The organism is Ruegeria sp. E5 (assembly GCF_056534105.1).
In genome coordinates this window covers 60,243-85,556 of sequence record NZ_JBQFPA010000003.1, presented here as the reverse complement: position 1 = coordinate 85,556, position 25,314 = coordinate 60,243, and the positions used below count along the sequence as shown (strand labels likewise).

Genomic DNA, 25,314 nt, shown 5'->3' with positions numbered 1-25,314 from the left:
GATGACAAAACGCAAACTGCCCTCAAATGCCAGCGTCGCCACCGAGGGCGACGGCAGCAAACTCGTCGCCCCAGCCGCCAGCCGAAACACGGTTGTGCTGTGCGATCTTCTGGCACGGGTCGCCCCGTCATCAGGACAGGCCCTGGAACTGGCCAGTGGAACCGGACAACACATTTCGGCCTTTGCCCAGCGGATGCCCGGGTTGCATTGGCAACCCAGCGAAGTCACCTCCGAACGGCGCGCCAGCATCGATGCGTACACCAAGGGTTTACCAAACACCGCCGCAGCCGCTCATCTGGATGCAACTGCGGAGGGTTGGCACAAAACAATGGCGCAGCAAGATTTGGTTTTATTGATCAACCTCTTGCACCTGATCAGTTTGCCCGAGGCTGAAACCCTCGTTGCCGAAGCAGCGTGCGCTCTGAAAACGGATGGGCGTTTGGTGCTTTATGGCCCTTTCAAACGTGACGGACACCTGACAAGCGATGGCGACCAGCGATTTCACGACGCACTGGTCCAACAAGACCCTGAGATCGGGTACAAAGACGACACACATATATTGTCTATGTTAAAGGACAACGCCCTCGAACTGGTCGAAATCGTAAAGATGCCTGCGAACAACTTGGCATTTGTCGCCCAAAAAACTGGAATCTGATCAGGATCAAAGTCTGCTTTGCTCTTCATCATTCATATGCAGATTATCATATGTATCAAGAAGGACGTGATAATGAGCTGGCAGGATTCACTGAACGAAACGCGCAAAAGCTTGCGTAACCTTAACGGAGCCATTCCTGATACGGCGCGTGCCTTCGGGGCGCTGGGAAAATCTGTCAAGGAAGGCGGGACGCTGGACTACAAAACCAAAGAGTTCATCGCGTTAGGCATGTCAATCGCAGTACGGTGTGAGCCTTGCATTACCCTGCATTCCGAGGCGTTGGCCAAGGCAGGAGCCACCCGCGACGAGATTTCGGACGTTCTGGCAATGGCCATCCAGATGGGCGGTGGGCCGTCCATGATGTATGCCGCCAAGGCACTAGACTGCTTTGATGAATTAAGCGCATGAAAAAAGCCCACCGAGAGCGGGCTTTTAGTAGGCGGTGCTACGTGAGTACCGCCTTATTTCTTGGAAGCGTCAGCCGTCTTTGCGGATTGTTTCGTTCTTCGGATCGTAGGGGCTGTCGCAAGTCACGACCGCATCCCACAGCTTGTCCTGAATTTTGACCTGCAGCTTGGTGCCTTCGACCGCCAACTCGGGCTTGACGTAGCCCATACCGATGGATTTCTCGAACGCCACCGAGTACCCGCCCGAGGTCAAACGACCCACGCGCTCACCTTCCGGCGTGTACAGCGCCTCGCGGCCCCAGGGGTCGGCATCGTCCGGTCCGTCGATCAGCAGAGTGCAGCACTTCACGCGCACGCCGGTCTCTTCCAGCTTGGCTTTGCCGTAGAAGTCTTTCGACAGATCAACAAAGCGCGGCAGGTCAGCTTCCAGCGGGGTCGCGTCGCGGCCCAGTTCGGTGCCGAAGGCGCGATAGGATTTCTCCTGGCGCAGCCAGTTTTGGGCGCGGGCACCAACCAGTTTCATGCCGTGCTTTTCACCGGCCTTCTCCAGCAGGTCGAACAGATAGTTCTGCATCTCGATCGGGTGGTGCAGTTCCCAGCCCAGCTCACCCGTATAGGCCACGCGGATCGCGTTGACCGGGCACATGCCCAGTTCGATCTGACGGGCCGACAACCAAGGGAAGCGCTCGTTGGACAGCGCGGTTTCCGGATCGGCGTCCTTGATGACCTCTTTCAGAACGTCACGCGACTTGGGTCCGGCGATCGCGAAGACGCTCCACTGGGTGGTCACGTCCTGGATTTCGATGTAGCCGAACTCCTCCATCTTGTCCTCGGCCGCCTTGCAAAGGTAGTCGGCGTCGTACTCGGTCCAGGCACCGGCAGAGACGATGTAGTAATTGTTCTCGCCATTGCGGACGATGGTGTATTCGGTGCGGGTGGTGCCGTGCGCGGTCAGCGCGTAGGTCAGGTTGATGCGACCGACCTTGGGCAGCTTGTTGCAGGTGAACCAATCCAGGAACTGGGTCGCACCGGGGCCTTTGACGACATGCTTGGTGAAGGCCGACGCATCGATCAGGCCAACGCCTTCTCGGATCGCTTTGGCTTCTTCGACGGCATACTGCCACCAACCACCGCGGCGGAAGCTGCGGCTTTCTTTGTCGAAGTTATCAGGCGCATCCAGCGGGCCGAAATAGTTCGGACGCTCCCAGCCGTTGACCCAGCCAAACTGTGCGCCACGAGCTTTCTGACGGTCGTAGGCCGGAACGGTGCGCAGCGGACGGCAGGCTTCGCGCTCTTCGTCAGGGTGGTGCAGGATGTAGACGTGCTCATAGCACTCTTCGTTCTTGCGCGCCGCGAACTCGGTGGTCATCCAGTTCGACGAATACCGCTTGGGGTCCAGCGAAGCCATGTCGATCTCGGCTTCGCCATCGACCATCATCTGAGCCAGATAATAACCGGTGCCGCCCGCAGCGGTGATGCCAAAACTGAAGCCTTCAGCAAGCCACATGTTGCGCAGCCCCGGAGCGGGACCGACCAGCGGGTTGCCATCAGGTGTGTAGCAGATCGGGCCGTTGAAATCGTCTTTCAGACCGGACTCAGCACAGGACGGCACGCGTTCGGCCATCGCCATGTACTGATCGGCGATCCGATCCAGATCCAGCGGGAATAGGTCAGCGCGGAAGCTGTCCGGCACGCCGTGTTCGAACTGCGCAGGAGCGCCATGTTCGTAGATACCCAGAATCCAGCCGCCACGTTCTTCGCGCGCATACGACTCGTTGTCGGCATCACGCACAACTGGATGCTCGGGGTTGCCCGCTTCACGCCATTTGACCAGCTCGGGGTCTTTGTCCATGACGATGAAGGTATGCTCGACCGGGATCGCGGGCAACTTGATACCCAGCATTTTCGCGGTCCGCTGTGCGTGGTTGCCTGACGCGGTCACAACATGTTCGGCGGTGATCACAACCTGCTCATCTGACGGAATGAGGTTGCCGCCCTTTTCGACCATCTTAGTGCAGGTGACTTCCCAGTGAGTACCGTTCCAGCGGAACGCATCGGCCTGCATCTTGCGAACGATGTCGACACCGCGCTGACGCGCACCTTTGGCCATCGCCTGGGTCACGTCCGCAGGGTTAATGTAGCCGTCTTCAGTGTGATAGATCGCGCCTTTCAAGTCGGAAGTTTCGATCAGAGGCCAACGTTCCTTGATTTGCTCGGGCGTCAGCCACTCATATGCAACATCACAAGTTTCCGCTGTGGATGCATAGAGCATGTATTCATCCATACGCTCTTGCGTCTGTGCCATACGCAGGTTTCCGACTACGGCGAAGCCTGCATTCAAGCCGGTTTCTTCCTCTAGTGTCTTGTAGAAATCGACTGAGTACTTGTGGATGTGGGTCGTGGCATACGACATGTTAAACAACGGCAACAGGCCCGCTGCGTGCCAGGTGGAACCGGATGTCAGTTCGTCCCGCTCGATCAGCATCACATCATCCCAGCCCGCTTTGGCAAGGTGATAGGCAATCGAGGTCCCGACGGCGCCGCCGCCAACGACCAGTGCTTTGACTTGGGTTTTCATAGCCGGGTGTCTCCCCTTGAATTCAGTTGACACCATATGGCGCATTTGAGGGGCTCGACGCGACATTCATCCGACCAGTGATATAAGAAAAGCGACCTGAGCGTTGCACCAGGTCGCTTTCCAACAGTCGATCTGACGTGTTATCCGCCCCCCAATTTGCACCTTTTGAACGTTCCGGTGGTTGCGCAATCAATGCCCGTTCCGGAACCGCCTCGGTTTACCCGCACGGCAGTTTCTGCTTCGGAATCAGAGCTACCAAAGGCTGACAACAGTCCGGACAGGAAGCCTTCATTTTCGTTTACAGATGCGACTTCTTCAGAGGTTTCCTGATCTTTGAATTTGGCGAACAAATTTCCAAAGAAACCCTCGTCATCTCTGTCTGCCTGCTGCATCTCGTCTTCAAGCAAATCTGTCAGTCCTTTGCGGTATCCGACCTGGACCAAATCATCCGCAGATTCGATTCTGTTCGCGGTCAAGTCGAAGGTGTCTGCCGGCAAACCGTATTGCGCGGCCAAAGTATTTGCGACAAGAGACAACCCATCAATGTTTTCTAGCTTCAAACGCGCCAGCTCGCTGCGAAGCTTGACAAACTCGCCGCGCAAGGCGGCCATGTTTGTCGCCAGTTCACTTTCTCGTTCAGCATCAAAAACGGTATCGTTGCCGACGCCAGGCACTTGCTTTTGAAGCAGTGCGTTCAATCCGTCATAATCCAGTCGATCCAGAAACGCTCGCAGCATAGGCGCTGGTGCATCGGAATAGACTTGCAAACGAATTTCTTCGCCCAGTCCGATTGTAGCCTTGTAGATTTCAAACCGAGGTTCGACCTCAAGGTCCGTCAGGCTCGCCGTGATCATTGACCAAAACTTTCGATTTTTTACTGTGACGGGTTTGTATCGGCTGTTTTCAAACCTGAAATACGCAGCACCACCAATTATGCCGAATGGAGTGTAGCCACTCGATCCTGCGCCCAACCCTTCGACAGACCTGACGATGTTGCCAGTCAGTGTATTGGATTTAGCGTCTTTCCTGAGTTTCGCCTGTAGCCAGACCGTATGCTCGCCGCTTTCGTAGACCCAACTAGAATTATCGAGTTTTCTGACCAGTTGTTCGGTCTCTTGCACAGCAACTCTTTTTGCAATTGGACGAGCAGCTTCACTTATTCCGTCCTGCAAAACACCTTCTCGGGCATCGCGTGTAAAATCTGCATCCACGATCGAACGACGCACCCAGCCTTCGCCCGAATCCGGCAGGTACGGCTTGGCCCCCTCTCGCCAACGCTTCTGCCTTTCGCGTTCAACTTCTTCCGCGGCTAGCTCCGCCTGATATAAGTTGAACCGCTGATTAATCGTGTCGACATATCCGTTGAAGGACAACCTGCCTTCGACTTTCTTATCCTGCTGATAATAATCCAGACCTACGACAACCACGACCGCAATCAGCAAAAACCCAATGAAACGCAACGCGCCCATGAATAACCTCGGAATCAAATACTGCTCTTTCCCAGATCATTCACCTAAAATTGAGGCGCTGTTATGGCCGAGCCCAACAATCGCGGTCAGAGTACCTTGCCCGGATTCATGATGTTATCGGGATCCAGCGCTGCTTTGATCGCCGCCATATAATTTGTCGCCGCACCAAGTTCTTTCACCAGATAGGGGCGTTTACCCTGCCCGATTCCGTGTTCTCCGGTACAGGTGCCCTCCATCGCAATTGCAAGATCATTTAGCCAACCGACGAATTCCTCTGCACTTGCGACCTCTTTTGCGTCATCCATGTCGATTAACAGAAGTGTATGGAAGTTACCGTCACCAACATGACCCACGATCGGGGCCAGCAAACCCAATTCAGCGGCCTTATCCTGTGCGGCGGTCACACATTCGGCCAAACGCGAGATCGGAACACATACATCCGTAGAAATGCCCCGCGCGCCTGGGCGCAGTTGTAAGCTGGCCCAATACATATCGTGCCGGGCCTGCCACAGCTTGTTGCGCTCTTCGGTTGTCGTGGTGGTGGTGATATCGCTGCCACCAAATTCTTCCGCGATTTGGCCAAAGGTCTCTGCCTGTTCCGCTGCACCGCTGTCCGAACCGTGAAATTCCAGCAGCAGCAGTGGCGTTTCTGGCAAATCCAGTCCCGAATAAGCGTTTGCAGCTTTGACCGACATCTGGTCCAGCAATTCGATCCGCGCAACCGGGATACCATACTGAATAGTCATCATCACAGCCTGACAGGCTGCATCCACCGATGGAAACGAACAGCGAGCTGAACTGATGGCCTCGGGGATACCCTGCAATCGCAATGTGATTTCGGTGATTATTCCCAGCGTGCCCTCGGCACCGATTAGCAAGCGGGTCAGATCAAAACCCGCCGAAGATTTGCGCGCACGATGCCCGGTGCGGATCACTTGCCCGTCCGGCATCACGGCCTCAAGACTAAGCACATTGTCTTTCATTGTCCCATAACGCACAGCATTGGTGCCAGACGCGCGTGTCGCGGCCATGCCACCTAGCGACGCATTCGCGCCCGGATCAATCGGGAAGAACAACCCCTGATCCCGCAGATGGGTGTTCAATTCAGCTCGGGTGACACCCGGTTGGACAACGCAATCTAGATCACCGACATTGACCGCCAATATCTTGTTCATCTGACTCAGATCGACGGATATGCCACCAGCAGGAGCGTTTACATGACCTTCGAGTGAGGTGCCTGTTCCGAACGGGATGACTGGCACCTTGTGCTCGGCACAGGTCCTGACGATATCGGCCACTTCTTCGGTTGAATGCGGGAAAACCACCGCATCCGGACTCTGGTTCTCAATCCACGTTGTCGTGTGCCCGTGCTGCTCGCAAATCGCAGCACCAGATTGCAGCCGGTCTGCGAACCTCTGTTTCAGAATTCCCAGCGCCGTGTCGATCCCGGCCTCGTTTCGCGGCAAAGCGGTTGCCTGAACCATTGCGTTCCCCTTTTCTCAGGCCACAGCCTAAAGCATTGCAGGCACAACCTGATCTGGCGGGCGATGACCGTCTTCGAAGGTCTTGATGTTGATAATGACTTTCTCACCCATCTCGATCCGACCCTCAAGCGTAGCCGAGCCCATATGCGGCAGCAGCACCACATTCGGCAATTGCCGGAGGCGTGGGTTCACATCCGTGCCCTGTTCATAAACATCCAGACCAGCGCCCGCGATCTCACCGGCGCGGATCATGCGTGTCAGGGCGTTCTCATCGACGACTTCACCGCGTGATGTATTCACGATCACGGCCGTGGGTTTCATCAATTTCAAACGCCGCGCATTCATCAAATGAAAGGTCGAAGGGGTCGACGGGCAGTTGATCGAGATGACGTCCATCCGCGCCACCATCTGATCAAGACTATCCCAATAGGTCGCCTCAAGTTCCTGTTCAATCTCGGGGCGCAACCGGCGGCGGTTGTGATAGTGGACCTGCATTCCAAACGCGCTGGCACGTCGCGCAACGGCCTGCCCTATCCGGCCCATCCCAAGAACACCCAAGCGGCGACCACCGACCCGGCCACCCAGCAAGGCCGTCGGGGCCCAACCGGCCCAATCGCCCTTTTGCATCACACCTAACCCCTCGGGGATACGTCGTGTAACCGCCAGGATCAGAGCCATAGTCATATCTGCAGTATCGTCAGTCAGTACTCCTGGTGTGTTCGAGACAAGGATCCCGCGCTGCCTCGCCGTCGCCACATCAATATTGTCGACACCGGCACCATAATTGGCGATCAGTCGCAATTTCTCACCAGCCTGCCCCAGGATACCGCCATCAATTGTATCGGTTATCGTCGGAACCAGCACATCTGCTGTGTTCACTGCCGCCACCAGCTCTTCGCGAGTCATGGGATCGTCGGTGTCACGCAGTTTTACATCGAAAAGCTCGCTTAGCCGTGTTTCCACCGCTTCGGGCAACCGTCGCGTAACGACAACACTCAGACGTTCTCTTGGCACCTTGACCCTCCTACCGCTTTGCAAACTGCCGCGCGCCATGGCATCGTGGCGCAGGATTACACGGGGCACAAGAACCCCTTGGGCATCGTCTCAACCTTTTTTGCATACGATCCACAGGCATAAGAGCAGACAGGCAGTGAGTGCTAGTTTTTCAGTGAACCGCCATTTTGTGGTGTTGATATCGGTTTTCCTGCTCGTGCTCGGCGCAGTGGCCGTGTCCGCGCAGGAAAAACGCGGTCCAGTGACGAATCTACCGCTTCCGCGATATGTCTCGATGAAAGCCGCCGAGGGTAATGTCCGTCGCGGCCCTTCGCTGACTCACCGAATCGATTGGGTGTTCAAACGCCGTGGCATGCCGCTGCAGATCACGGCCGAATATGGAAACTGGCGCAAGGTTCAGGATCGAGACGGTGCCGGGGGTTGGGTGCATTACGCGCTGCTTTCAGGTGTGCGGACAGTCCTTATCGAAGCCGACTTGCTGCCGGTTTACGCGATGCCTGATCCCAAATCGCAGGTGAATGCGCATTTTGAAACCGGCGTCGTCGCCCGGCTTGAAAAGTGCTCACCCGATTGGTGCCGCATTTCTGCAGGCGGCTATCGCGGCTGGACCCTGAAAAGCAATCTTTGGGGGGTCGACCCCACCGAGATTCGGGAATGACGTGCGTGCGCGACAGCGCCGACTGAGCTACTCCGCGCCTGCAGCGCTGCCGCGTTTGGCCAGTTCCTGATCCAACAACAGCAGGTTCCATCGGTCCCCGCTGGCCGCCTTGGCCTTATCCAGGATCGATGTGAACAGGTCTTCTTCCTCTATCTGTTCGGCCAGGAACCAGTTCAGCATATTCTGTGTGCTGTATTCTTTGACCTCATGCGCCAGCTCAAACAACGCGTTGATCTGGCCCGTCACGGTTTGCTCCTGCGCCAGCGCCTGCTCCAGTACATCAACGGGTGATCCATAGTCCGTTTGCGGTTTTGCGATGCCGTCGAGATTTACCCTCCCACCCCGCTTGGCGATAAAGTCGAATATACGCATTGCATGGGTTTCCTCTTCGGCAGAATGCCCCCGAAACCAACTGGCGAATCCAGGCAGATCCTGCGCCTCAAAATAAGCCGACATCGCCAAGTAGGTGTACGAAGCGTGGAGCTCATTGTTGATCTGCTTATTCAATGCTTCTGCAACTTGCGGGTTCAGTTTCATTGCTCGCTCCTTTTTCGTGCTGGTTAGCGGACTTTATCTAGCTAGGTCCGAAGCCAAAGACATTCAACTGATAAAGGTAATTTTTATCGCTATTAATCAATAATTTAATCCAATTCTTGTGCTATTGAAACGCAGTCGCAGGAACGAGCGTTGTGGCGCATTGCGGATTGTATCTCGCGACCGCAAAACCAAGGATTGCCAGTTGGATTTTCGTTTTAGAGATCTAGCTTCGCCTCAAACAATCGCCTGACCCCTACTCGACCATCCCGACGATCCAACCGCCATCAAACTAAATTGCATATCCACATCAAAATTGTCCAAAAAAGCCCTTGAACCCTGAAAGCAACAGTCGTAGATAGCCGCTCACCGTTGGGGTGTAGCCAAGTGGTAAGGCAGCGGTTTTTGGTACCGTGTATCGTAGGTTCGAATCCTACCACCCCAGCCATGATTTCCCGGAAATCACATACCGAGAAGTTGCACGCCGATTATAGCGTGTTTTCAGCGCCTTAAGATCCAGCAATTTCAACTGAGACCCGAGAGTGTGCGCAACAGTGGTCGATTTCCGACCACAGTCCCAGGTCGCGATTCCGACGGTACGAGTTTGGTGTGTTTCGGAGAGGCGGCAGATCAGAGGGCAGAGAAGCGCTTGTGGTGATATGACCAGATCACCGGGAATCCCGACTTGATCAGGTAGTCCATTGTCAGGCCATCAGTTTGTTCGCCTGAATCGATGGCATCCAGAGCATCAGGCACCAGCATGGCCAGATCGACCACATCCTGCACCCGGCGTTTGGAGCTACCTTCTTCTTGAACGATTTCTGAGAAAGCTCTGCGATCATTGATCATCGCCAACCACCGGCGCGCCTTCACAATCCGGTAGACTGTGCTTTTGTCAGATCCTGATCGCTCAACAATATGTCCTGACTTGCGCATCATCGAAATCGCTGCGCGTGCTGAATGCGGTTGTTAGCCAAAGGCGTTCCGCATCTGCGCAATCGTGGCACCTGCCTCGCGGCACAGCTGTTTCTGTAATTGTTGCTGACGCGTCAGTTTGTTTCGCGCGGATTTGGCAGGCGATTTATTGATTTCTGTATCGGATGAAGTTGTCATTTATGTCTCCACTCTAAGGACACAGGCTGATCCTGCGCCCTGTACTGAGCGGAGCCCGGCTGTTCCGGGCAAATATTGGCGATTTCAGTACCGCTTTCTTACGGACCAAAGTCCAGACAATTTCGGCAGATAGAGCCACTACCGCCATTAGTCACTTTATGAGTTCTAGCTGATGCAGCAAATTGGCCACCAAACTGCCGTTCGCTGCATCAGCAACACTGCGCCTCATGAGCGGCGGCTATGCGCGGCAGGCAGACTCTGCAAGTCTGCAATGTCCACCCTCAATCCACAAACGGCGTAGTCCGGTTCAATCGCCGATTTTGTCGGCATCTTACCCTTTCGAAGCGGAACTATTTGAATAGATTTTGACGCTCTTTTCGAGGCAATAGTCGCGATACGTTTCGTCAGTATCTGCTCAGTGCCTCTAGTATTATGTTCCGCGTATTGATGTCGTTGTGGAAAATCCTGTCGGCGAGAAACTCGGACGGAAACTCAGGCCATGTCCTGCGCATTTCAGCAACGAGCCGTCGTGCTTCTTCTGAATTTCCTAACTGATCGTGCGCAACGGCTTGGAACAAGAGCGAAGGAGCACTGACTGGCGCTCCAGCAGCTGGCGCTCCCTGAAAGGCTTCAACAACATTTTCGTAGTTCCCGAGCATAAGTTGCGAGACGCCCCAGATGTTTCTCGCACCAAACCTACCGGATCCTGATTTGGGTCTATCCGGGTTGCTAACCTCGGCACAGAATTCCGGGGCGTTAGCCAAGATGGCGGTGATACCTGCAAGGTCGAGAATATGGCCATCATTCGGCGCCAGTTCGACCGACATCCTTGCGTATTTCAATGCCTCGTTTGGCTGGTCTTTGACAGCCAGCACCCAACCGTTTGCGCTGTTTGCCCAGGCGTCGGCCGGGGACAATTGAAGCGCTTTTTCAGACATTTCTGAAGCTTGATTGGAGAAATCATCCCTTTGTGATTCATCCGGCGACAACACCGCCAGGATCGCCAGGACCTGCGCTGAGCCGGCATAGCCGTCGGACAGAGCCGGATCGAGTTCCATCGCGTGCTGGAACATTCCCAGTGCTATCTGCTGACGTTTGACATCAAAAACGGGAAAAAACATGCCTCGGGCTTGGTCTGCAATGTTGGCCGCCTGGAGTCTCGTCAATGATTGTTCACCAAGCGCCACACGTTCTGCTTTCTCGATGGATCGAATTGTCGGCACAACCTCCCTGTTATCCTGGCTCATCCAGATGCCAAGCACAGCGACTAATGCAACAACACCTAGTCCAGCAGGCAGCAGTTGCCGCGAACGCCAACGGCCAACTGGATTGTCGCTCTTCAGTTCACTTGATGTACGGTCTTCAATTGTAGATTCGTATGAAAACCGCGGCTTGTATCCGCCGGGATCAACAAAAATGCGAACTCCGTTGCCGTCCCAGTGATCTTCGTAGAACTGATGTAAAAGACGACGCAGTCGCCTAGCCTCAACTCGAACCAGGTTTTGACCACCAGTACCATCTATGCGCCGCCCATAGACCTCAACAGCGATAGCTTTGCCTCTAATCTGAGCGCTTCGACCAGATAGAGTTTCCTCGACTATATAGGTGAGAAACTGCGTGAGTCGGGGTGAAGCTTGAAACCCGTCGCTTGATACAATTCGACTCAGAGCTTCCCGGATGAGTTCCGGAGAAGGTTGGCCAACTTGTTGATTTATTGGCAAATCGTTTGACTTGTTCAATGTCAACTTACCCCCAACTCACGGTGACTCACTTGGCCTTTGCGGTCAACCGCACTCATCTTGATTTGAGAATAGATAGTGGGTGTCGGGATTTTTCCAGTGACGGTGGACCTGATTGAAGAAATTCCGGAACTTTCTGATGTGCTCTCGAGGCGCATCGAAACGGATGCACTACTCGGCGAGGTCATCGAGGACCTGAATAAAGCATCTGCGTTTTCGAAAGACGCATCGATCACGGCCTCAGAGCGCGCCGAATGGGCCCACATCAAATCTGAACTCATCAACGAGCTTCGCCGGATGTTGAAGCGCAACCTGTGAGATACTCTAACTGAGGACCAATCCATGACCAAGGAAGACAATAGAAAAGACCAGGACGACAAACAGGTTCAGGCGTCAGATCAAATTGAAGACCCGTCGCGGCGGAGTGTTCTAAAGGGCTTGGCCACTGGAGCGGCTGCCACAGGGGCAGCTGGGTTTGCGGCAGGAACTGCCGAGGCCCACGAAGGAGGCGGCCCACTAGGAGAAACACTCAAGAACCCATATGGTGGTCGACCCGCAGGTGGCATATCATTGCCGGATTACTTCCGTCCTACGAAGTACATGACCGGTTCAAATGCGAACTATTTTCCGCTTAGTGAGGAGTTGGGGCCAGATGAGATGCGCATCTCATTCTGCGGCTCAACACCATATCCGCCGCGCGAAGATCAGGCGGGTACTTGTATCATGGTGGAGTTGGGGAATGGAAAACGGTTCTTCTTCGACTTTGGGTCCGGTTGTGTCCGCAACATCATTGCGATGCAAGTGCCTGGGCAGTTGATCAACGACATCTTCATCTCTCACCTGCATGTCGACCATTATGCTGACATTCCGTATATTTACCCCTTCCGTGCCTGGTCGGGTGGCTACACGCCACTACGCATCCATGGGCCGTCAGGTCGAACGCCCGAGCTTGGCACAGCCGGAATGGTCAAAGGCATGCAACAGATGCTCAAATGGCATCTGGAGGCCTTTGATGTTTTCCCGATTGGGGACGGCTACGAGATCGAAGTCAATGAATTTGATTTCCGCCAGGAAGGTGGCATCGTTTATGACGAAGACGGTGTGACTGTTCGGTCTTGGCCACGTAGCCATGCCAAGGACGGTGCGGTTGGTTATCGGCTCGATTGGAATGGTCTGAGCTTTGTATGGACTGGCGATGGACGCCCGGATGAGCTTTCACGAAAATACGGCGAAGGCGTTGATGTCTTTGTAACCGAAATGTCGGGGCAGGATATTGGTCAGTTGATGACCTACAAATACGGTATCCCACAAGATCTCTTTAACTACACTATCGATACGCATCACACCTCCCACTATGCCGTGGGTAAGCTCTTTGCTGACACAAGGCCGCGTTTGGGAATGGTGACACACTATACCCAGGATGAAGACATCGACGCTGAAATGCTGGCTGGTATTCGCGCCCACTACGACGGTCTGTTCCAATGGGGTCTCGATGTAGCCGTTGTGAACGTGACCAAGGATGCAATCTGGTACAGGAAAGCTGCACTACCCGGAAAATCCGGTACTGTGCCACCATTTCGTGAACTGGCTGCGGCGGCCGAGGCCGGGCGTATTGAGCTTCCGGATGAAATCACATTACCGAACCCAAGACTCACTCGCGCAGACCAGCAAGATCAGAAGTATCGAGATATGGAGATCGATCCACGCGAATACTACCCAACTGACGTTTTCCGAGCACCCGGCGGAGACTGGCCGCAGGACTTTACCATCAAAGTTTCGGATGTAATCGGCTCGCGTGATGAAGACTGAGAGGAGATCGAACAATGATTGAATTTGGTTCGACTTCTGCGATCCCTGTTACGATCCTTACCGGCTTTCTTGGAGCCGGTAAGACGACACTTTTGAACCGGATCCTTACCGGCAATCACGGATTGCGAGTGGCAGTTCTGGTGAATGACTTTGGATCAATAAACGTAGACGCCGACTTGGTGGTTGGCCTCGAAGATGATGTGATGAGCTTGGCTAATGGGTGCGTTTGCTGCTCGATACGAGATGATCTGATCGAAACCGTGGAAGCCGTTCTCGCCCGACCTGAGAAACCGGAATACATCGTCCTTGAAGCAAGTGGAGTGTCGGATCCATCGTCAATCGCGATGACATTTACAGATCAAAAGTTTCGGGACATGATCCGCTTGGACAGCCTCATGTGTCTTGTCGACGCGGAACAACTATTTGCTGCACCAGAACAAATGGAACTAAAGCTCCGTCAAATTGCGTTTTCGGACATGGTTATTTTGAACAAGGTCGACCTCGTCGACAGGGCGGCTGTTCAAAGGGTGCACGATTGGCTCGGATCTCGCTTCCGTCGATATCGCCTGGTCGAAGCTGTAAACGCAGACGTCCCACTCGACATACTTCTTTCTGTTGGTCGCTTTGCCGCCGAACAACTCGAAACGGAAATACCTGATCACCATGAACATGGACCAGATTGTGGTTGTCATCACTCTGATCACTCAGACAGCTTCTCAACAACTATGATGAAAGCTGAACGCCCGATAAGCCTATCCTCTCTCAGGAGTGCAATTCGGAAGCTTCCGGGTGACGTTTATCGTCTCAAGGGTTTTGTTTTTAGCGAGGAGGATCCAGATCATCGCATTCTTGTTCAGGTGGTTGGAAAACGTATGGACATCGCACGGGATGGTGCTTGGGGTGACCGCAAACCCGAAACAAGGCTTGTCGCAATAGGCGCACCGGGGGCGCTCTCCGAGGATGTGCTTTCGGACACGCTTATGGAGACAGTCTGAAAGCCAGTTTCGACCAAGTATTTTGGCTAAAAGTCAACCAGGTTGGATAAATTCATCCAGTTCGGCGGCGGCGGACTGTGAGTGCGCCATTGACGTCATTGCCAATCTGGCGATTTCAAGTGCAAGCCACCCATGAGAAAACGGCCAACTGAAAGGAGACCGCCTATGAAACTAAGGTTGCTACGCTGCTCCATACTTGCCGGGGTTGGTGTCCTTTCTGGTACTGCGTGGGCAGAGTCCCAGGAAGAAGAACTAGCAAAGCAACTTGCTAACCCAGTGGCTGCTCTCATTAGTGTGCCATTCCAGCTGAATTATGATCAGAATTTGGGTGCCGACCGAAATGGTTCGCGTTGGATATTGAACGTACAACCGGTTATTCCCTTTGATCTTACGGACGATTGGAACCTCATATCCCGAACAATTCTCCCAATTGCCTCTATAGATGGTAGCTTTCCGGGTTCTGGATCCGAGAATGGGCTAGGAGATACTGTTCAAAGCCTATTTCTTTCGCCCAAAAAACCAAGTGCGGGCGGTTGGATCTGGGGGGCTGGACCTGTTTTTCTGCTGCCAACGTCGACAGATAAAAGCTTAGGTCTCGGAGCGTGGGGTGCAGGAGTTACCGGCGTGGCACTCAAACAGCAGGGTCCCTGGACATATGGTGGCCTGACAAATCACATCTGGGACATTGATGGTGATACCGACATCAGCCAGACGTTCTTACAGCCATTTATTTCCTACACAAATTCGAACGCGTGGACGTTCACGATTAACACTGAGTCCACCTACGATTGGGAAAACAAACAATGGTCTGTGCCAATCAACGGTGTTGTCACCAAAGTTACCCAACTCGGGGATCAACTTATCAGCGTAGGCGGGGGGATACGCTATTCGGCCGACGGCCCCGATAGTGGGCCCGAAGGTTGGGGCGTGAGACTTGTAGCTACCTTACTGTTTCCCAAATAGTTGAACCTTTCCTCAAAGAATATCGCTTACCGGATGCAGGCATTGGGCAGATGAAAGCGAACGGCAGATTGTCCGCGTCTTGGAAGTCACCATGCCTGGATTTGAATGTCCGCTTTGGGCTGCAGGCCTGTCTAATGCGTCCGCAGCGCTGAACATTTGTAGCAATGGCCGGTAAGGGCTCTCTCTCGCCGTTCTCTGCGGTGGGCATCGATTTGAAGTAACAGCCCTCACCTGCCTTTGATTCCACCTCTGCCATTCGTTCATGCAGCATGCCACAACCGCGCATTCCTGACGTTCACAATCCAGTGTTAGGTGGCAGGTGAGCGGACCAAAGCTGCCGTTCAGCTCGAATCAGCGGGCCCACGAATTTGGCTCCGAGCCGACATCCATAAATGACCTCAAATGCTGCGAACGTAGCCCACTTTGCTGTTATGCATTGCGATGGTGGGAATGCTTCTTCTACGAGCGACTGCAACGCGAACGAACTGCCGTGAATGTCGCGCAGGAACTCATTTCACCCGTTGGATTTGGTGAAACGGCTCTATCTGCTTTTGATTGGTTTAAGCCGTTGAATTCGAAGACCCATACGGTTGCGCATGGTCTTGATTGTGTGACGTTTATCTACATCGCATCAAATGAAGTCTGGACGCTGACTCTTTTCCCGACGATGAAGTACGAGTTGTCTACGCACGGTTCCGAAAACCTAGAAGATCACGGAAGTTGTATTCGGGATGGAGAGTAACTTACGTCACGTTTCAAAACAGATCGATGGTGCGCCCAATCCGATAGCATAGATTTAGCCGTAGCCTCCATTTCGGCTGCGGCCAATATAGTTCTTAAGCCATGCACCAAGTGATAATGCGCCTGCCGTACAGCTTTAGGCGGCCGACTTAACTCTTGTGGTTGGTTAGTAAGTCGGCCGCCACAAACCAACCGCGGAAAACCGACGCCACTCCAACGTCCGTTTCTGTACCTCGCTTGAGGATCGTGAAATCCATGGCTGTTTGTTTCTAGGGGGTAAGAAACAAAGCGAGAAGAACGCTACCGCTACCTTTTTTCATACCATTTTCAAAAAGAACAAAATTTTTGACATTTTCCCAACGCAATCGGGAGGTCAATTACCAGGATGGTGTGGATGCCAGAATGTGGTTCTGCAATTACCTTTTCATCACCAATGCAAGCTTCAACAAAAACTGCCGATTCTGGTAGATTTTCACAGACACCCGTCATCAAGTTGTCAAGGATCACGACAGAATCGCCTTGGTCCAGAAACTCCCAGGCGATATGGCTGTCGACGTAGCCAGCGTCTCCGGTGATGAGAACAGTCACGAAGCAACCACGGATTGTCCAATGCGGTCAGGCCGACATACTGCTCGGACAAACCGTGGCAACTCAATTTCCGGCCTATCCATTGTCACATAATCGACGGCGTAATCTGCAGCGGCTTTAGAGCGTATTTCGTATTGATCGGATGCTTGAAGAATATATGCAGCTGCTTCGGCCGCAGTATTTACTCGTTCAAGATCCGGGAAGACTGACTCGGGAGCCCCAAAAGGTGCCATCATGGGCCAATTCCGTAGAACCGGTATAGCACCAGTAAGCATGCCTTCGACGAGACTCTCATGACTACCTTCTCTTTGGCTCGTAGATAAAACAAAGCCGATCGACCGGTACCAACTAGCAATGTCGTTTGTATACCCTTCAACTGAAACGCTATCTCCAAACTCAGAAAGTCTTTTCTTGAAATTGAGTTGATATTGCGCTTCAGAGTCCGATACATCGCTACCCCAAGGCTTTCCAACGAAACGAAGCCTCCAGGATGGATCATGCACCTGAAGTTCTTTGAGTATGTCGAGAGCGAATATTGGGTCCTTGTTGGCGGAAGCGTATTGCGTCATACCCAGGGTCTTTTTTGATAATGTCTCGCGCGTTATAAAGTTGAAATTCGACACATCTCTAATATTGGGAATGACATTTGTAACGGTGTCCAAAAGAGCCTTCTCACCCACCAGCGCAGTCAACACCTTACGAATTTGTGGCGCAATGAATACTAACCCATTGATCCTGCGAAAGTTCGCGATCACAGGGTATGCCGTAAATGCTTCGTAGCTGTGTAAACGAACTATCAGCGGCTTTTCTTCCTGCAAATAGTGACTCATCCAGACAGCGCCCTCCGTCAGCCACTCACAAAAAACGACATCAGCCCAACCAACAAGGTCACTCGCTAACGGATTGCGGTCTGCCAGCGCTTCGCGGATAGCGGTCGCAGAGGGTCGCCCGGCGATGCTCCTTGTTTGGTACGAAATACCCAGTTTGCGATCCGTATTGGGAAACGCCTGCCTGATAATTCCAAAATCGAGGTAACGCACTTCAAATCCATCGTCCTCGAGTGCCTTCGCAGCCAGCGGAAAAAAGTTCCAGTTGTCAGAGACGACCAACACCTTTTTGCACTCGACGGGGGAACCACCATGCGCGCCGCCAACCTGCCCTGCCCTTATAAGGTCCTGCAATTCGATAGGGAAAGAAGCAACGGCGGGATCACCTTCCTGCACGGTTTGTATAAACCTCTGAAAAACTTCGGGAACCAGAAGAGGATGTCCACCCTTGTAAGGCACCCCGAACTTCAGTTCGTGCACCAACCACATATTGAATACACTTCGGCGAGAATTTGCCTCTTTGGCCACACCAAATTGGTCCAACAACTGAATGAACTTTTGGAAATGGCTACGATCCTCGAACGCATTACTCAACACGCCGATCACTGCAAAAGACAGTACCTTGCGGCGGCGGCGCGATTTCAAACGCGAAAGAGCGTCCAGCGACTGTTCGGCATCAAGTTGCAATGCCTTGACCACGGCCAGTGCTTCGAACGTTGCATCAGAACACAATCTGCGGGTCTCAAGTTTCCGTTCGACTTCGTGAACAAGGTCTATTTCCGCTTCTGCAACTAAGTCTGCCTTTCCTGCTCTCACGTCCGCGGCCTTTGCTTTAGCAAGAAGCTGCGCGCCATTCCTCAGCGCTGGATTACAATTCAACGCCTTCAAAATCGTCCCCGACGCTGAACGAAAGTTCTTCTTCTCGAGAGCGTGTTTTGCCGCAGAACGAAGTTTACGTGCTTCGACGTACTTTCTTGGGTGTGTCAGTCGAAAGATTATAGCATGCAATGATGAACTAAGGTGAAGACTGAAGGGCAATTCGAACCACCGATCTGGATTGTATCAATAGATACGCAGAACTATTCTAGGAAAGCGCATCAGTGCAACCGGCGATCCCCTTTATTCAACTGCTATGCCGCATAGTTGCCATACCATTCTAACGCAGCGTTGTTGAACTCAGAACTTCAATCGTATCAGAGGCACACGTTCAAGACGCAATCGTTTCCAACCAGTACAATCCCCGGCACATGACGTTGCTATACAACGACTTGGACACACAATTTAAACCACCGGCTTTTAACTTGAGACAAATCTGGCAGCCCTAAAGTGGTTCCAGCATTCTTCTGGTGAGAAGAGAGCGTAGATCTCTGAGAAGGCGTCGAACATTTCAGTGAATGTCCTTGCTCCAACGCGATCTGGCTTGGCCGAGACAGCTGGCGGGTGGCGGGTAGACCAGTCGTAGCGTTGTCCCCTTGTCCGTGTGTAGCGTCGCTCGGTGGCCACCAGCGTCTTCTATTGTACTTGAAGCCAAACTTGCTCGGAAACCTGTCATCGCATTAGGGTGTGATTGCACACCGGTCGTATATGCCAGTACATTGGCTAGTTCAGGCATGGTTGTGTCTTCGTCTTGCTCAATCCGTTCGATAAGAAATGAGCGCTGGGGATCAAGCATGCTTTCACTGCAAGGTCGACCCTGCGGCGCGGCCTTCAATCGTCCATTTCGTCGGACCGTAAACCTTGTGCGTGCGCCGGTTGCAGGCGAAAGTTACAACCACAACGCCGTCGCGCTCCCGCATAACCATTCTTCAATCAACTTTCGAAGCCGCGACCGAAACGCATCTGGCAATGGTGCTGTTATGATCCATCCTCTCATAAACGATGAATTACAATTCAGTTCTCATGGGAATCCCGGCGCTTCAGTTTTTCGATAGGACGCTCTAGCGATGTTATTCCACACGACAAAGCCATAAGTGCGCCGATCTTATTCACGGTGTCGCAACAACGGGAACAAATTGAACGGCGTCTATCCAACAAAAAGAAAGCTAAGTGCATGACCCCGCTGATCGCGACTACATAAAAGTCTTCATCGTCAAATCTAATCCCTACGCAAAAATCCATCAGGTGCAACGGTCACCTGCAGTTTAGTCGCCATATCGCGATCTATGGTGAAATCGGGATTGTCCTTTAACCAGCTGTGCAGAGCCGTTTTGGGGTTGTTCCCAACATCCCAAGGGCGGTCTTCAAAGAACCCCGGCGGCATGTCTTCCACAAAGCTATCAAGAACCAGACAATAGCAACCTGAGGTAACCAAAGGCCCATATGCCTCTAGCTCGGCGACAACATGGTCGTGGGTATGCATCGAATCGAGACAAACCATGACTCTTTTTGCGTCGCCCACAGCATCCTTGGCACGCGCGATAGTGTCTGGCGCAGTCGAGGATCCCTTGATCATAGTGATCCGGGAGGCCATCGGATGGCGTTCCATCGCGACTTTGTTGTGTGCACGAATATCGATGTCAATGCCGACGACGCGTCGCCTCGGATTAGCCGGATCAAGCAAATCTCCGCTTTCCACAGCGTCAGCATAGTCGAGCATGGCCAGCAATGATGCGGACAAAATCAAAGAGCCACCATGGGCGATGCCCGTCTCAAGAATGACATCGGATTTTATCTCCCATACTATCTCTTGCAAGGCGACTATATCCTGCGGATATTGGATAATTGGCCGCCCCATCCAATCGAAATTGTAAACCTAACGCCGCTGCATGCTTTCGCGCCGCCAATCCTGGGACAAATGCTGAAAACTTGCATCATTTCGAAAGTCCAGAAGAGATGTGAGCCTCCCCAACTGAACTGGTCCACCGATATGTTTAGGAAACGGATGAATGAGAATGGCAAACTAGCGACCGAAGCTAGAAGAGATTGTCTCGTGGTTGCGGCAGGTTGAAGTTCTTATGGGGCAAGGCATGTCCCGTCTTGATGCGATCAGACTGATCGGGGTTGTTGAACAAACCTATTACTGCTGGAGAAAGAAGTACGGTGGAATGGGCGTAGATCAGTTGAAGGAACTGAAACGGCGTTAGAAAGAGACCGAGCGGCTGAAACACGCGGTTTCAGATTTGACTTTGGACAAATTGTTCCTGACGGAAGCCTCAAAGGGAAACTCTTGAGCCCCGCTCGTCGTCGCCCCCATCCGCGATCACGCTTTCTTTGAGCAGGCGCAATTCCAAGGCCTATTCAGCAAAAAACTTTCTTTAGATCACGGGCTTCCCGTCTCAGATCCTTTACTTGGGTGGAAGTCGCCGCGCGGGCCGTATCACCTGCCACGCGTTTCTTGCCGGATTCCAGGAATTCCTTGGACCAGCTGTAGTAGAGGCTCTGTGCAATGCTTTCACAGCGGCAAAACTCGGCATGCTATCCTCACCCTTCCGGTCATCCGGAACGGCCTGATATTTTCCTCTGCGGAATACTGTTTGCGGGTCGCACGGGGAATGTCCTTTACGACCTTCTCACCGTGGCTCTGCTTGGTTCCGGGTTGCTTTCTCATCTCCACTCCTTGGCGGTTACGATGAGCCAGAAACCCTCTCTTATCAAATCGACTTAAACTGTCCCATTGGCGATGACGTAAGGCAGTTGCGCAGGCGGTACAAGTTGCCTTTCTGGTCGTTAGCGGGTGGAGCAAGCTCAAAGAACCGCTTCATCTCCACCCATTGAGTTCAGATCATCGCGTCTTCATTCACTACATCAGCGAAGGACTTGAAGAATTTTCCAGCGAGCTTCTTGGCTGTGCTCTGGATCAAACGACTGCCGAGCTGAGCCAGTTTTCCGCCAATCTCGGCCTTGGCTTCATAGCGCAGGATCGTTTTGTCGCCGTCTGCACTCAGCGTCACATCTGCGCCACCCTTTGCATGACCAGCGGTACCACCATTGCCCTGACCAGACAGAGAGAATGCATCAGGGGCGCCGGTCTGGTCCAGGGTGACATTGCCTCCGAACCGCGCCTTTACGGGCCCTACTTTAAGCAAGACCTTGGCCTCCAGTTCAGTATCAGAATGCTTGATTAGTTCTTCACAACCCGGGATGCATTGTTTCAACACCTCGGGATCATTCAGTGCCGCATAGACGCGATCTTTCGGGGCGTTGATGATGATTTCGTCGTTCAGTTCCATAGTCTAGTCCTTCTTAGCAACAGGGAAATCTTATGTTGTCTGCTTGTTCAGTGGTCATTTCGAGCGATTTAAGACGCCCGCGCATCCAGATCAGAAGTCGGCTCATGAGATCGGCTCGTTCGCGGTTTCCAAATGGGTCGCATAGTCATCCGGGGTATCGACATCGGTGTAGAACCCTGGCGATGGCAGCTTAGCGGCTTGTACATGTTCGGGATGATCGCGCGTGAAGCCCAAGCAGCCGGGGCGTGCGGGGTTTTCCAGCAATCGCCGGCGCAATAGCTGCGGGATAGTAATTGGATTGCCTCGTGCGCCGTTATGGACAGGTATCGTCACTTTAGTCGCATCACCTGCAACGTGAGCGGCAATCAGATCTTGCAGATCCTGAGTGGTCAATAGCGGCTGATCACCCAAGCCGATCAGAAGCAGATGGGCGTCAGGTGCACAATGCAATCCCGTGGCAACCGAGCTCTGCTGGCCGCTGGTGAAGTTTGCATTGTGAACCAAAGAAACAGCTAGCCCTGATAATGCCCGGCGCACGGCGCTCGCCTCATGTCCTGTTACCACCGTCAGGTCAGTATCAATGGCGCCTAAGTAAGCCATGGCTACACGGCGGATCATCGGTACGCCGTCTATTGGTAACAGCAGCTTGTTTTGCGCCCCCATGCGCCGGGAAAGACCGGCGGCCAGAAGGATCGCGGCAACATCAGCCATCGGCAAGCCCCACAGTCTGCCGTCTGACACGGACTAACTGCGCAAGGATCGACAGCGCTATTTCCTCGGGCGTGACCGCCCCCAGGTCCAGGCCCGCCGGGGCGTGGACGGTGTTGATGGCCTCGGGCGTTATGCCGGCGGTCATTAGTTTTTCAGCCAGTGTCGCGAATTTCCGAGCGCTTCCGACGAAGGCAACATAGTCGGGCAAATCTGTCAGTACGGATTTGAGCGCGTCCAAATCTCCTTGGCCTTGCGTCGCAATGACAACGAAGCGTCGTCGATTGCACGTCGTATCAGTCGACGTGGTGCCAGAAACCGACCAGTGGAATTGCGGTGCCAGGGAACTAAGCGCTTGGGCCACAGGGGATGCGCCAAGCACGACAAGTTCGGGCATTGGCAAACAGGGCTCGATAAAAATGTCGACGGTGCCTTTTGACGGGCAACCATTGCGCGCAAAGCGCGTCCCGTCGATCTCATCCCCCGCTATCACGCCCATTTCTTCCAGGAGTTCCTCGGGCGCGACAGAAACCAGTTGCGGCTGACCGGCGCGCAAAGCCTCTACCGCAGCGCGTTTGACCGCGCCACGCGTGCATCCGCCACCAAGCCATCCATGCAGGATTGTCCCGTCCGCGCTGAGCAGCGCTTTGGCTCCCGGCTTGGCCGCCGTCGCCCCCGCAGTGCGCACGATTGTCGCGAAGGCGAAAGGTTCTTGCCGGTCACGCAGGTCTTGTGCCGCATCGGCAAGGTCCGTGTCTAAGATCTCTGCCGGGCTCATAGCGTCACCAATTTTGGTTCCAGGGCGGCAAGATCGGCAAGGGTGTTGGCCGGTTGAAAAAGGTCGAGATAAGGCAAGGCCGCAGCCATTCCGCCAGCTACGGGCGCGTAGTCGCTCCAGCCCTTCAATGGATTGAGCCAGATGATCTTACAGCCGCGTTTTCTCAGCTTCTCAAGCGCTGCTGCCAGGATTGCGGGTGGCTCGGTATCATAGCCGTCCGACAGGATCACTACGACAGACCGGCCATCTACAAAGCGCCGCGCATAAGTATCGGCAAAGCGTTGCAACGATGGCCCGATCTTTGATCCACCGCCGAAGCCATCTGCCATCAGCGACATCCGACCAATTGCACGCAGTGCGTCTTTGTCGCGCAATGCTTCAGTGATGCGTACCAGCCGTGTGTGAAAAAGATAAGCGTCGGCATCTTTGTCAGCGCGCATCAGCCCAGCGAGAAAAGCAAGAAAAACTTGCGCATAGACGCTCATCGATCCCGATACATCGCAAAGCGCAACGATTTTGCGGCTGCGATCAGGGCGAGACTTGCGCAAGAGCTGCAGAGGTTCCCCTCCTGTCGCAAGGCTCAGGCGAATGGTCTTGCGAAAATGCAGGCGGTCGCCTTTGCGGGCGGCGATCCGACGGCGCGAACGTCGATCGCGCAAAGCGGCACCGATGCGACGCGCAACTGCTTCAGCCTCTGCGATATCATCCGCGCGGACCAGATCACGCAGATCGCGGCGGCTGAGATTGCGTTGCTGAGTTGCGATAAGTTTACCGGTGCCATCGCTGTCGGCTTCGCCGTCACCGGAATCAGGAGCGATGGCGCTGCCCGATGCGCCCATATCCTGACCCTTGGCTTGACGAGAGGAATGCACGATATCGCTGAGCGCAGACTGCGCCTTGGGCACGGCCCTTTGTTTCACCCGACCGGAATCCATCCAAAAACTATCGAAGAGGCCGTCGAACCGTTCGGCCTCATCCTTGCATCCTGTGCAGATGGCCCGCAACGCGCGACGGCTTTCATTCGGGACAGCGGCATTGACCTCGCCGAGGGCACGCAAGGCAAGCTCTGCCTCTGCCACACCTAGGCGAAGGCCGTTCTGGCGCAAATGCGCAATGAACCCGGCGACACGGGCCGCTGGCCCCGGATCACGCGCCGCAAATTTGGAAACCCGGCTCATGCGGCCTTCCCCGCGATGCGGGCCGCGACTTCAGCGGTGATCTGTGCCTGATCGCTTTGAGTTTTCAGCAGCGTGGTTAAGGTGGAGTGCAACACGGTTGGATCGTCGGTCAGATCCGCAATCCCGAGTCCCATCAAGGCGGCAGCAAAATCGAGCATCTCAGCGATGCCGGGCGTCTTTTCCAGTTCCTCCTCGCGAAGCTTTTGTACAAAGCCTACGACTTGCGCGCCGAGACGTGCCTCAATCGCAGGGCAGCGGGCTTTGAGGATTGCAAGTTCTGTCTGTCGGTCCGGATAATCGACATAGGTGTAAAGGCAGCGACGACGCAGTGCATCGGATAGATCGCGTGTGCCGTTTGAGGTCAGGATCACGATCGGCTTGCTAGAGGCCGTGATGGTGCCGAGTTCTGGCACAGTCACTTGATAGTCGGCCAGAACTTCCAGCAAGTAGGCTTCGAATTCCACATCAGCGCGGTCAATTTCGTCAATCAACAAGACAGGCGGCGTGTCCTGGGTAATGGCGGCCAATAGAGGGCGTTCCAACAGGAAATCACGGGAAAAAATACGCTCCTCAACGCTTTTGCCCGTCTCACCATCTTCGGCGGCGGCGCGGATCGTCAGCAATTGCCGCTGGTAGTTCCATTCGTAGATGGCCTGCGCGGCGTCGAGCCCCTCATAGCATTGCAGTCGGAGCAATTTGGTGTCGCGCGCATCGCTCAGGGTGCGCGCAACCTCTGTCTTACCTACGCCTGCGGCGCCCTCCAGAAGAAGGGGCCGCTCCAACGTCAGCGCCAGATGGAGAGCAACTGCTAGGTCGTCGGATGCGACATAGCCCTGCCCTTCAAGAGCGGATTGTAAATCGGTCCAGGTCATGTGTGTCTCCGGGCAGAGCGGAACGTCTCCGCCCT

22 protein-coding genes, 1 tRNA gene and 3 pseudogenes are annotated in these 25,314 nt (G+C 54.0%); 9 read left to right on the top strand and 17 right to left on the bottom strand.

Going from position 1 to position 25,314, the window contains the following annotated elements:
* Position 1: 1 nt before the first annotated feature.
* Both ACR0BI_RS12360 and ACR0BI_RS12355 read left to right on the top strand, forming a co-directional pair.
* Positions 2-655, top strand: a complete 654-nt coding sequence (locus ACR0BI_RS12360) for a DUF938 domain-containing protein (RefSeq protein WP_480562460.1) — start codon at positions 2-4, stop codon at positions 653-655.
* A gap of 72 nt (positions 656-727) precedes the next feature.
* Positions 728-1,063 carry a carboxymuconolactone decarboxylase family protein gene (locus ACR0BI_RS12355; protein ID WP_170392499.1) on the top strand — a complete coding sequence of 112 codons (336 nt, stop codon included), beginning with the start codon at positions 728-730 and terminating at the stop codon, positions 1,061-1,063.
* Positions 1,064-1,132: 69 nt separating this feature from the next.
* Here the strand turns inward: ACR0BI_RS12355 and ACR0BI_RS12350 are convergent, their stop codons facing one another.
* The 4 genes from ACR0BI_RS12350 to ACR0BI_RS12335 form a co-directional block, all read right to left on the bottom strand.
* Positions 1,133-3,640 carry a GcvT family protein gene (locus ACR0BI_RS12350; RefSeq protein ID WP_480562461.1) on the bottom strand — a complete coding sequence of 836 codons (2,508 nt, stop codon included), beginning with the start codon at positions 3,638-3,640 and terminating at the stop codon, positions 1,133-1,135.
* Between the two features lie 140 nt (positions 3,641-3,780).
* Positions 3,781-5,082: a hypothetical protein gene (locus ACR0BI_RS12345; RefSeq protein WP_480562462.1), complete on the bottom strand. Its 1,302-nt coding sequence runs from the start codon at positions 5,080-5,082 to the stop codon at positions 3,781-3,783.
* Between the two features lie 113 nt (positions 5,083-5,195).
* Positions 5,196-6,593: an FAD-linked oxidase C-terminal domain-containing protein gene (locus tag ACR0BI_RS12340; protein WP_170733023.1), complete on the bottom strand. Its 1,398-nt coding sequence runs from the start codon at positions 6,591-6,593 to the stop codon at positions 5,196-5,198.
* Positions 6,594-6,620: 27 nt separating this feature from the next.
* Positions 6,621-7,607: a 2-hydroxyacid dehydrogenase gene (locus ACR0BI_RS12335; RefSeq protein WP_170392503.1), complete on the bottom strand. Its 987-nt coding sequence runs from the start codon at positions 7,605-7,607 to the stop codon at positions 6,621-6,623.
* A 154-nt stretch (positions 7,608-7,761) separates the two neighbouring features.
* On the opposite strand from ACR0BI_RS12335, the gene ACR0BI_RS12330 reads away from it, so the two are divergent.
* On the top strand, positions 7,762-8,265 hold the full coding sequence (locus ACR0BI_RS12330; RefSeq protein ID WP_170392923.1) for an SH3 domain-containing protein: 504 nt from the start codon (positions 7,762-7,764) through the stop codon (positions 8,263-8,265).
* 27 nt (positions 8,266-8,292) lie between these two features.
* Here ACR0BI_RS12330 and ACR0BI_RS12325 read toward each other — a convergent pair whose 3' ends face one another.
* Entirely contained in the window at positions 8,293-8,802 is a 510-nt protein-coding gene (locus ACR0BI_RS12325; RefSeq protein WP_170392504.1) for a ferritin, read from the bottom strand.
* 370 nt (positions 8,803-9,172) lie between these two features.
* Here ACR0BI_RS12325 and ACR0BI_RS12320 point away from each other — a divergent pair.
* Positions 9,173-9,247: transfer RNA gene (locus ACR0BI_RS12320), tRNA-Gln, on the top strand.
* A 182-nt stretch (positions 9,248-9,429) separates the two neighbouring features.
* Here the strand turns inward: ACR0BI_RS12320 and ACR0BI_RS12315 are convergent.
* From ACR0BI_RS12315 to ACR0BI_RS12305, 3 genes are all read right to left on the bottom strand, one after another.
* The gene (locus ACR0BI_RS12315) at positions 9,430-9,648 is read right to left on the bottom strand and encodes a hypothetical protein (protein WP_480562463.1); all 219 of its coding nucleotides are present in this window, start codon (positions 9,646-9,648) and stop codon (positions 9,430-9,432) included.
* 120 nt (positions 9,649-9,768) lie between these two features.
* On the bottom strand, positions 9,769-9,912 hold the full coding sequence (locus ACR0BI_RS12310) for a hypothetical protein (RefSeq protein ID WP_480562464.1): 144 nt from the start codon (positions 9,910-9,912) through the stop codon (positions 9,769-9,771).
* A gap of 404 nt (positions 9,913-10,316) precedes the next feature.
* Positions 10,317-11,657, bottom strand: a complete 1,341-nt coding sequence (locus tag ACR0BI_RS12305) for a hypothetical protein (RefSeq protein WP_480562465.1) — start codon at positions 11,655-11,657, stop codon at positions 10,317-10,319.
* A gap of 99 nt (positions 11,658-11,756) precedes the next feature.
* Between ACR0BI_RS12305 and ACR0BI_RS12300 the strand changes: the two genes are divergently transcribed.
* The 4 genes from ACR0BI_RS12300 (at position 11,757) to ACR0BI_RS12285 (ending at position 15,418) form a co-directional block, all read left to right on the top strand.
* A complete protein-coding gene (locus tag ACR0BI_RS12300; protein WP_223116881.1) occupies positions 11,757-11,969 on the top strand; it encodes a hypothetical protein in 213 nt (70 codons plus the stop codon).
* Between the two features lie 24 nt (positions 11,970-11,993).
* On the top strand, positions 11,994-13,460 hold the full coding sequence (gntH, locus tag ACR0BI_RS12295; protein WP_223116882.1) for a guanitoxin biosynthesis MBL fold metallo-hydrolase GntH: 1,467 nt from the start codon (positions 11,994-11,996) through the stop codon (positions 13,458-13,460).
* Positions 13,461-13,474: 14 nt separating this feature from the next.
* Positions 13,475-14,455 carry a CobW family GTP-binding protein gene (locus ACR0BI_RS12290; protein ID WP_170513653.1) on the top strand — a complete coding sequence of 327 codons (981 nt, stop codon included), beginning with the start codon at positions 13,475-13,477 and terminating at the stop codon, positions 14,453-14,455.
* A gap of 165 nt (positions 14,456-14,620) precedes the next feature.
* Entirely contained in the window at positions 14,621-15,418 is a 798-nt protein-coding gene (locus ACR0BI_RS12285; protein ID WP_480562466.1) for a transporter family protein, read from the top strand.
* A gap of 1,068 nt (positions 15,419-16,486) precedes the next feature.
* Here the strand turns inward: ACR0BI_RS12285 and ACR0BI_RS12280 are convergent.
* From ACR0BI_RS12280 to ACR0BI_RS12270, 3 genes and pseudogenes are all read right to left on the bottom strand, one after another.
* Entirely contained in the window at positions 16,487-16,747 is a 261-nt protein-coding gene (locus ACR0BI_RS12280) for an NAD-dependent epimerase/dehydratase family protein (RefSeq protein ID WP_170564275.1), read from the bottom strand.
* Positions 16,744-18,462 carry a glycosyltransferase family protein gene (locus ACR0BI_RS12275; protein WP_480562467.1) on the bottom strand — a complete coding sequence of 573 codons (1,719 nt, stop codon included), beginning with the start codon at positions 18,460-18,462 and terminating at the stop codon, positions 16,744-16,746. Before ACR0BI_RS12275 ends, ACR0BI_RS12280 begins: the two co-directional genes overlap by 4 nt.
* 1,207 nt (positions 18,463-19,669) lie before the next feature.
* Positions 19,670-20,314, bottom strand: a pseudogene (locus tag ACR0BI_RS12270) (cephalosporin hydroxylase family protein); the annotation flags it as partial.
* A gap of 181 nt (positions 20,315-20,495) precedes the next feature.
* On the opposite strand from ACR0BI_RS12270, the pseudogene ACR0BI_RS12265 reads away from it, so the two are divergent.
* Positions 20,496-20,782: pseudogene (locus ACR0BI_RS12265) on the top strand (transposase); the annotation flags it as partial.
* Between the two features lie 32 nt (positions 20,783-20,814).
* Here the strand turns inward: ACR0BI_RS12265 and ACR0BI_RS12260 are convergent.
* The 6 genes and pseudogenes from ACR0BI_RS12260 to ACR0BI_RS12235 all read right to left on the bottom strand — a co-directional run.
* Positions 20,815-21,121: pseudogene (locus ACR0BI_RS12260) on the bottom strand (transposase); the annotation flags it as partial.
* 169 nt (positions 21,122-21,290) lie between these two features.
* Positions 21,291-21,743, bottom strand: coding sequence for an SRPBCC family protein (locus ACR0BI_RS12255; RefSeq protein ID WP_170392515.1), 453 nt, complete (start codon positions 21,741-21,743; stop codon positions 21,291-21,293).
* A gap of 102 nt (positions 21,744-21,845) precedes the next feature.
* Positions 21,846-22,454 carry a nucleotidyltransferase family protein gene (locus ACR0BI_RS12250; RefSeq protein WP_170392516.1) on the bottom strand — a complete coding sequence of 203 codons (609 nt, stop codon included), beginning with the start codon at positions 22,452-22,454 and terminating at the stop codon, positions 21,846-21,848.
* Positions 22,447-23,229: an XdhC family protein gene (locus tag ACR0BI_RS12245; RefSeq protein WP_170512784.1), complete on the bottom strand. Its 783-nt coding sequence runs from the start codon at positions 23,227-23,229 to the stop codon at positions 22,447-22,449. The genes ACR0BI_RS12250 and ACR0BI_RS12245 overlap by 8 nt, the downstream gene beginning before the upstream one ends.
* Positions 23,226-24,407: a vWA domain-containing protein gene (locus tag ACR0BI_RS12240; RefSeq protein WP_480562468.1), complete on the bottom strand. Its 1,182-nt coding sequence runs from the start codon at positions 24,405-24,407 to the stop codon at positions 23,226-23,228. Before ACR0BI_RS12240 ends, ACR0BI_RS12245 begins: the two co-directional genes overlap by 4 nt.
* The gene (locus ACR0BI_RS12235; protein WP_170594367.1) at positions 24,404-25,279 is read right to left on the bottom strand and encodes an AAA family ATPase; all 876 of its coding nucleotides are present in this window, start codon (positions 25,277-25,279) and stop codon (positions 24,404-24,406) included. The genes ACR0BI_RS12240 and ACR0BI_RS12235 overlap by 4 nt, the downstream gene beginning before the upstream one ends.
* Positions 25,280-25,314 lie beyond the last annotated feature (35 nt).

Bases quoted from the DNA above. Each gene is read 5' to 3' on its own strand.
- ACR0BI_RS12360 (WP_480562460.1), top strand. From the start codon at position 2: ATGACAAAACGCAAACTGCCCTCAAATGCCAGCGTCGCCACCGAGGGC.
- ACR0BI_RS12355 (WP_170392499.1), top strand. From the start codon at position 728: ATGAGCTGGCAGGATTCACTGAACGAAACGCGCAAAAGCTTGCGTAAC.
- ACR0BI_RS12350 (WP_480562461.1), bottom strand. From the start codon at position 3,640: ATGAAAACCCAAGTCAAAGCACTGGTCGTTGGCGGCGGCGCCGTCGGG.
- ACR0BI_RS12340 (WP_170733023.1), bottom strand. From the start codon at position 6,593: ATGGTTCAGGCAACCGCTTTGCCGCGAAACGAGGCCGGGATCGACACG.
- ACR0BI_RS12325 (WP_170392504.1), bottom strand. From the start codon at position 8,802: ATGAAACTGAACCCGCAAGTTGCAGAAGCATTGAATAAGCAGATCAAC.
- ACR0BI_RS12315 (WP_480562463.1), bottom strand. From the start codon at position 9,648: ATGATCAATGATCGCAGAGCTTTCTCAGAAATCGTTCAAGAAGAAGGT.
- ACR0BI_RS12310 (WP_480562464.1), bottom strand. From the start codon at position 9,912: ATGACAACTTCATCCGATACAGAAATCAATAAATCGCCTGCCAAATCC.
- gntH (WP_223116882.1), top strand. From the start codon at position 11,994: ATGACCAAGGAAGACAATAGAAAAGACCAGGACGACAAACAGGTTCAG.
- ACR0BI_RS12290 (WP_170513653.1), top strand. From the start codon at position 13,475: ATGATTGAATTTGGTTCGACTTCTGCGATCCCTGTTACGATCCTTACC.
- ACR0BI_RS12285 (WP_480562466.1), top strand. From the start codon at position 14,621: ATGAAACTAAGGTTGCTACGCTGCTCCATACTTGCCGGGGTTGGTGTC.
- ACR0BI_RS12255 (WP_170392515.1), bottom strand. From the start codon at position 21,743: ATGGAACTGAACGACGAAATCATCATCAACGCCCCGAAAGATCGCGTC.
- ACR0BI_RS12250 (WP_170392516.1), bottom strand. From the start codon at position 22,454: ATGGCTGATGTTGCCGCGATCCTTCTGGCCGCCGGTCTTTCCCGGCGC.
- ACR0BI_RS12245 (WP_170512784.1), bottom strand. From the start codon at position 23,229: ATGAGCCCGGCAGAGATCTTAGACACGGACCTTGCCGATGCGGCACAA.
- ACR0BI_RS12240 (WP_480562468.1), bottom strand. From the start codon at position 24,407: ATGAGCCGGGTTTCCAAATTTGCGGCGCGTGATCCGGGGCCAGCGGCC.
- ACR0BI_RS12235 (WP_170594367.1), bottom strand. From the start codon at position 25,279: ATGACCTGGACCGATTTACAATCCGCTCTTGAAGGGCAGGGCTATGTC.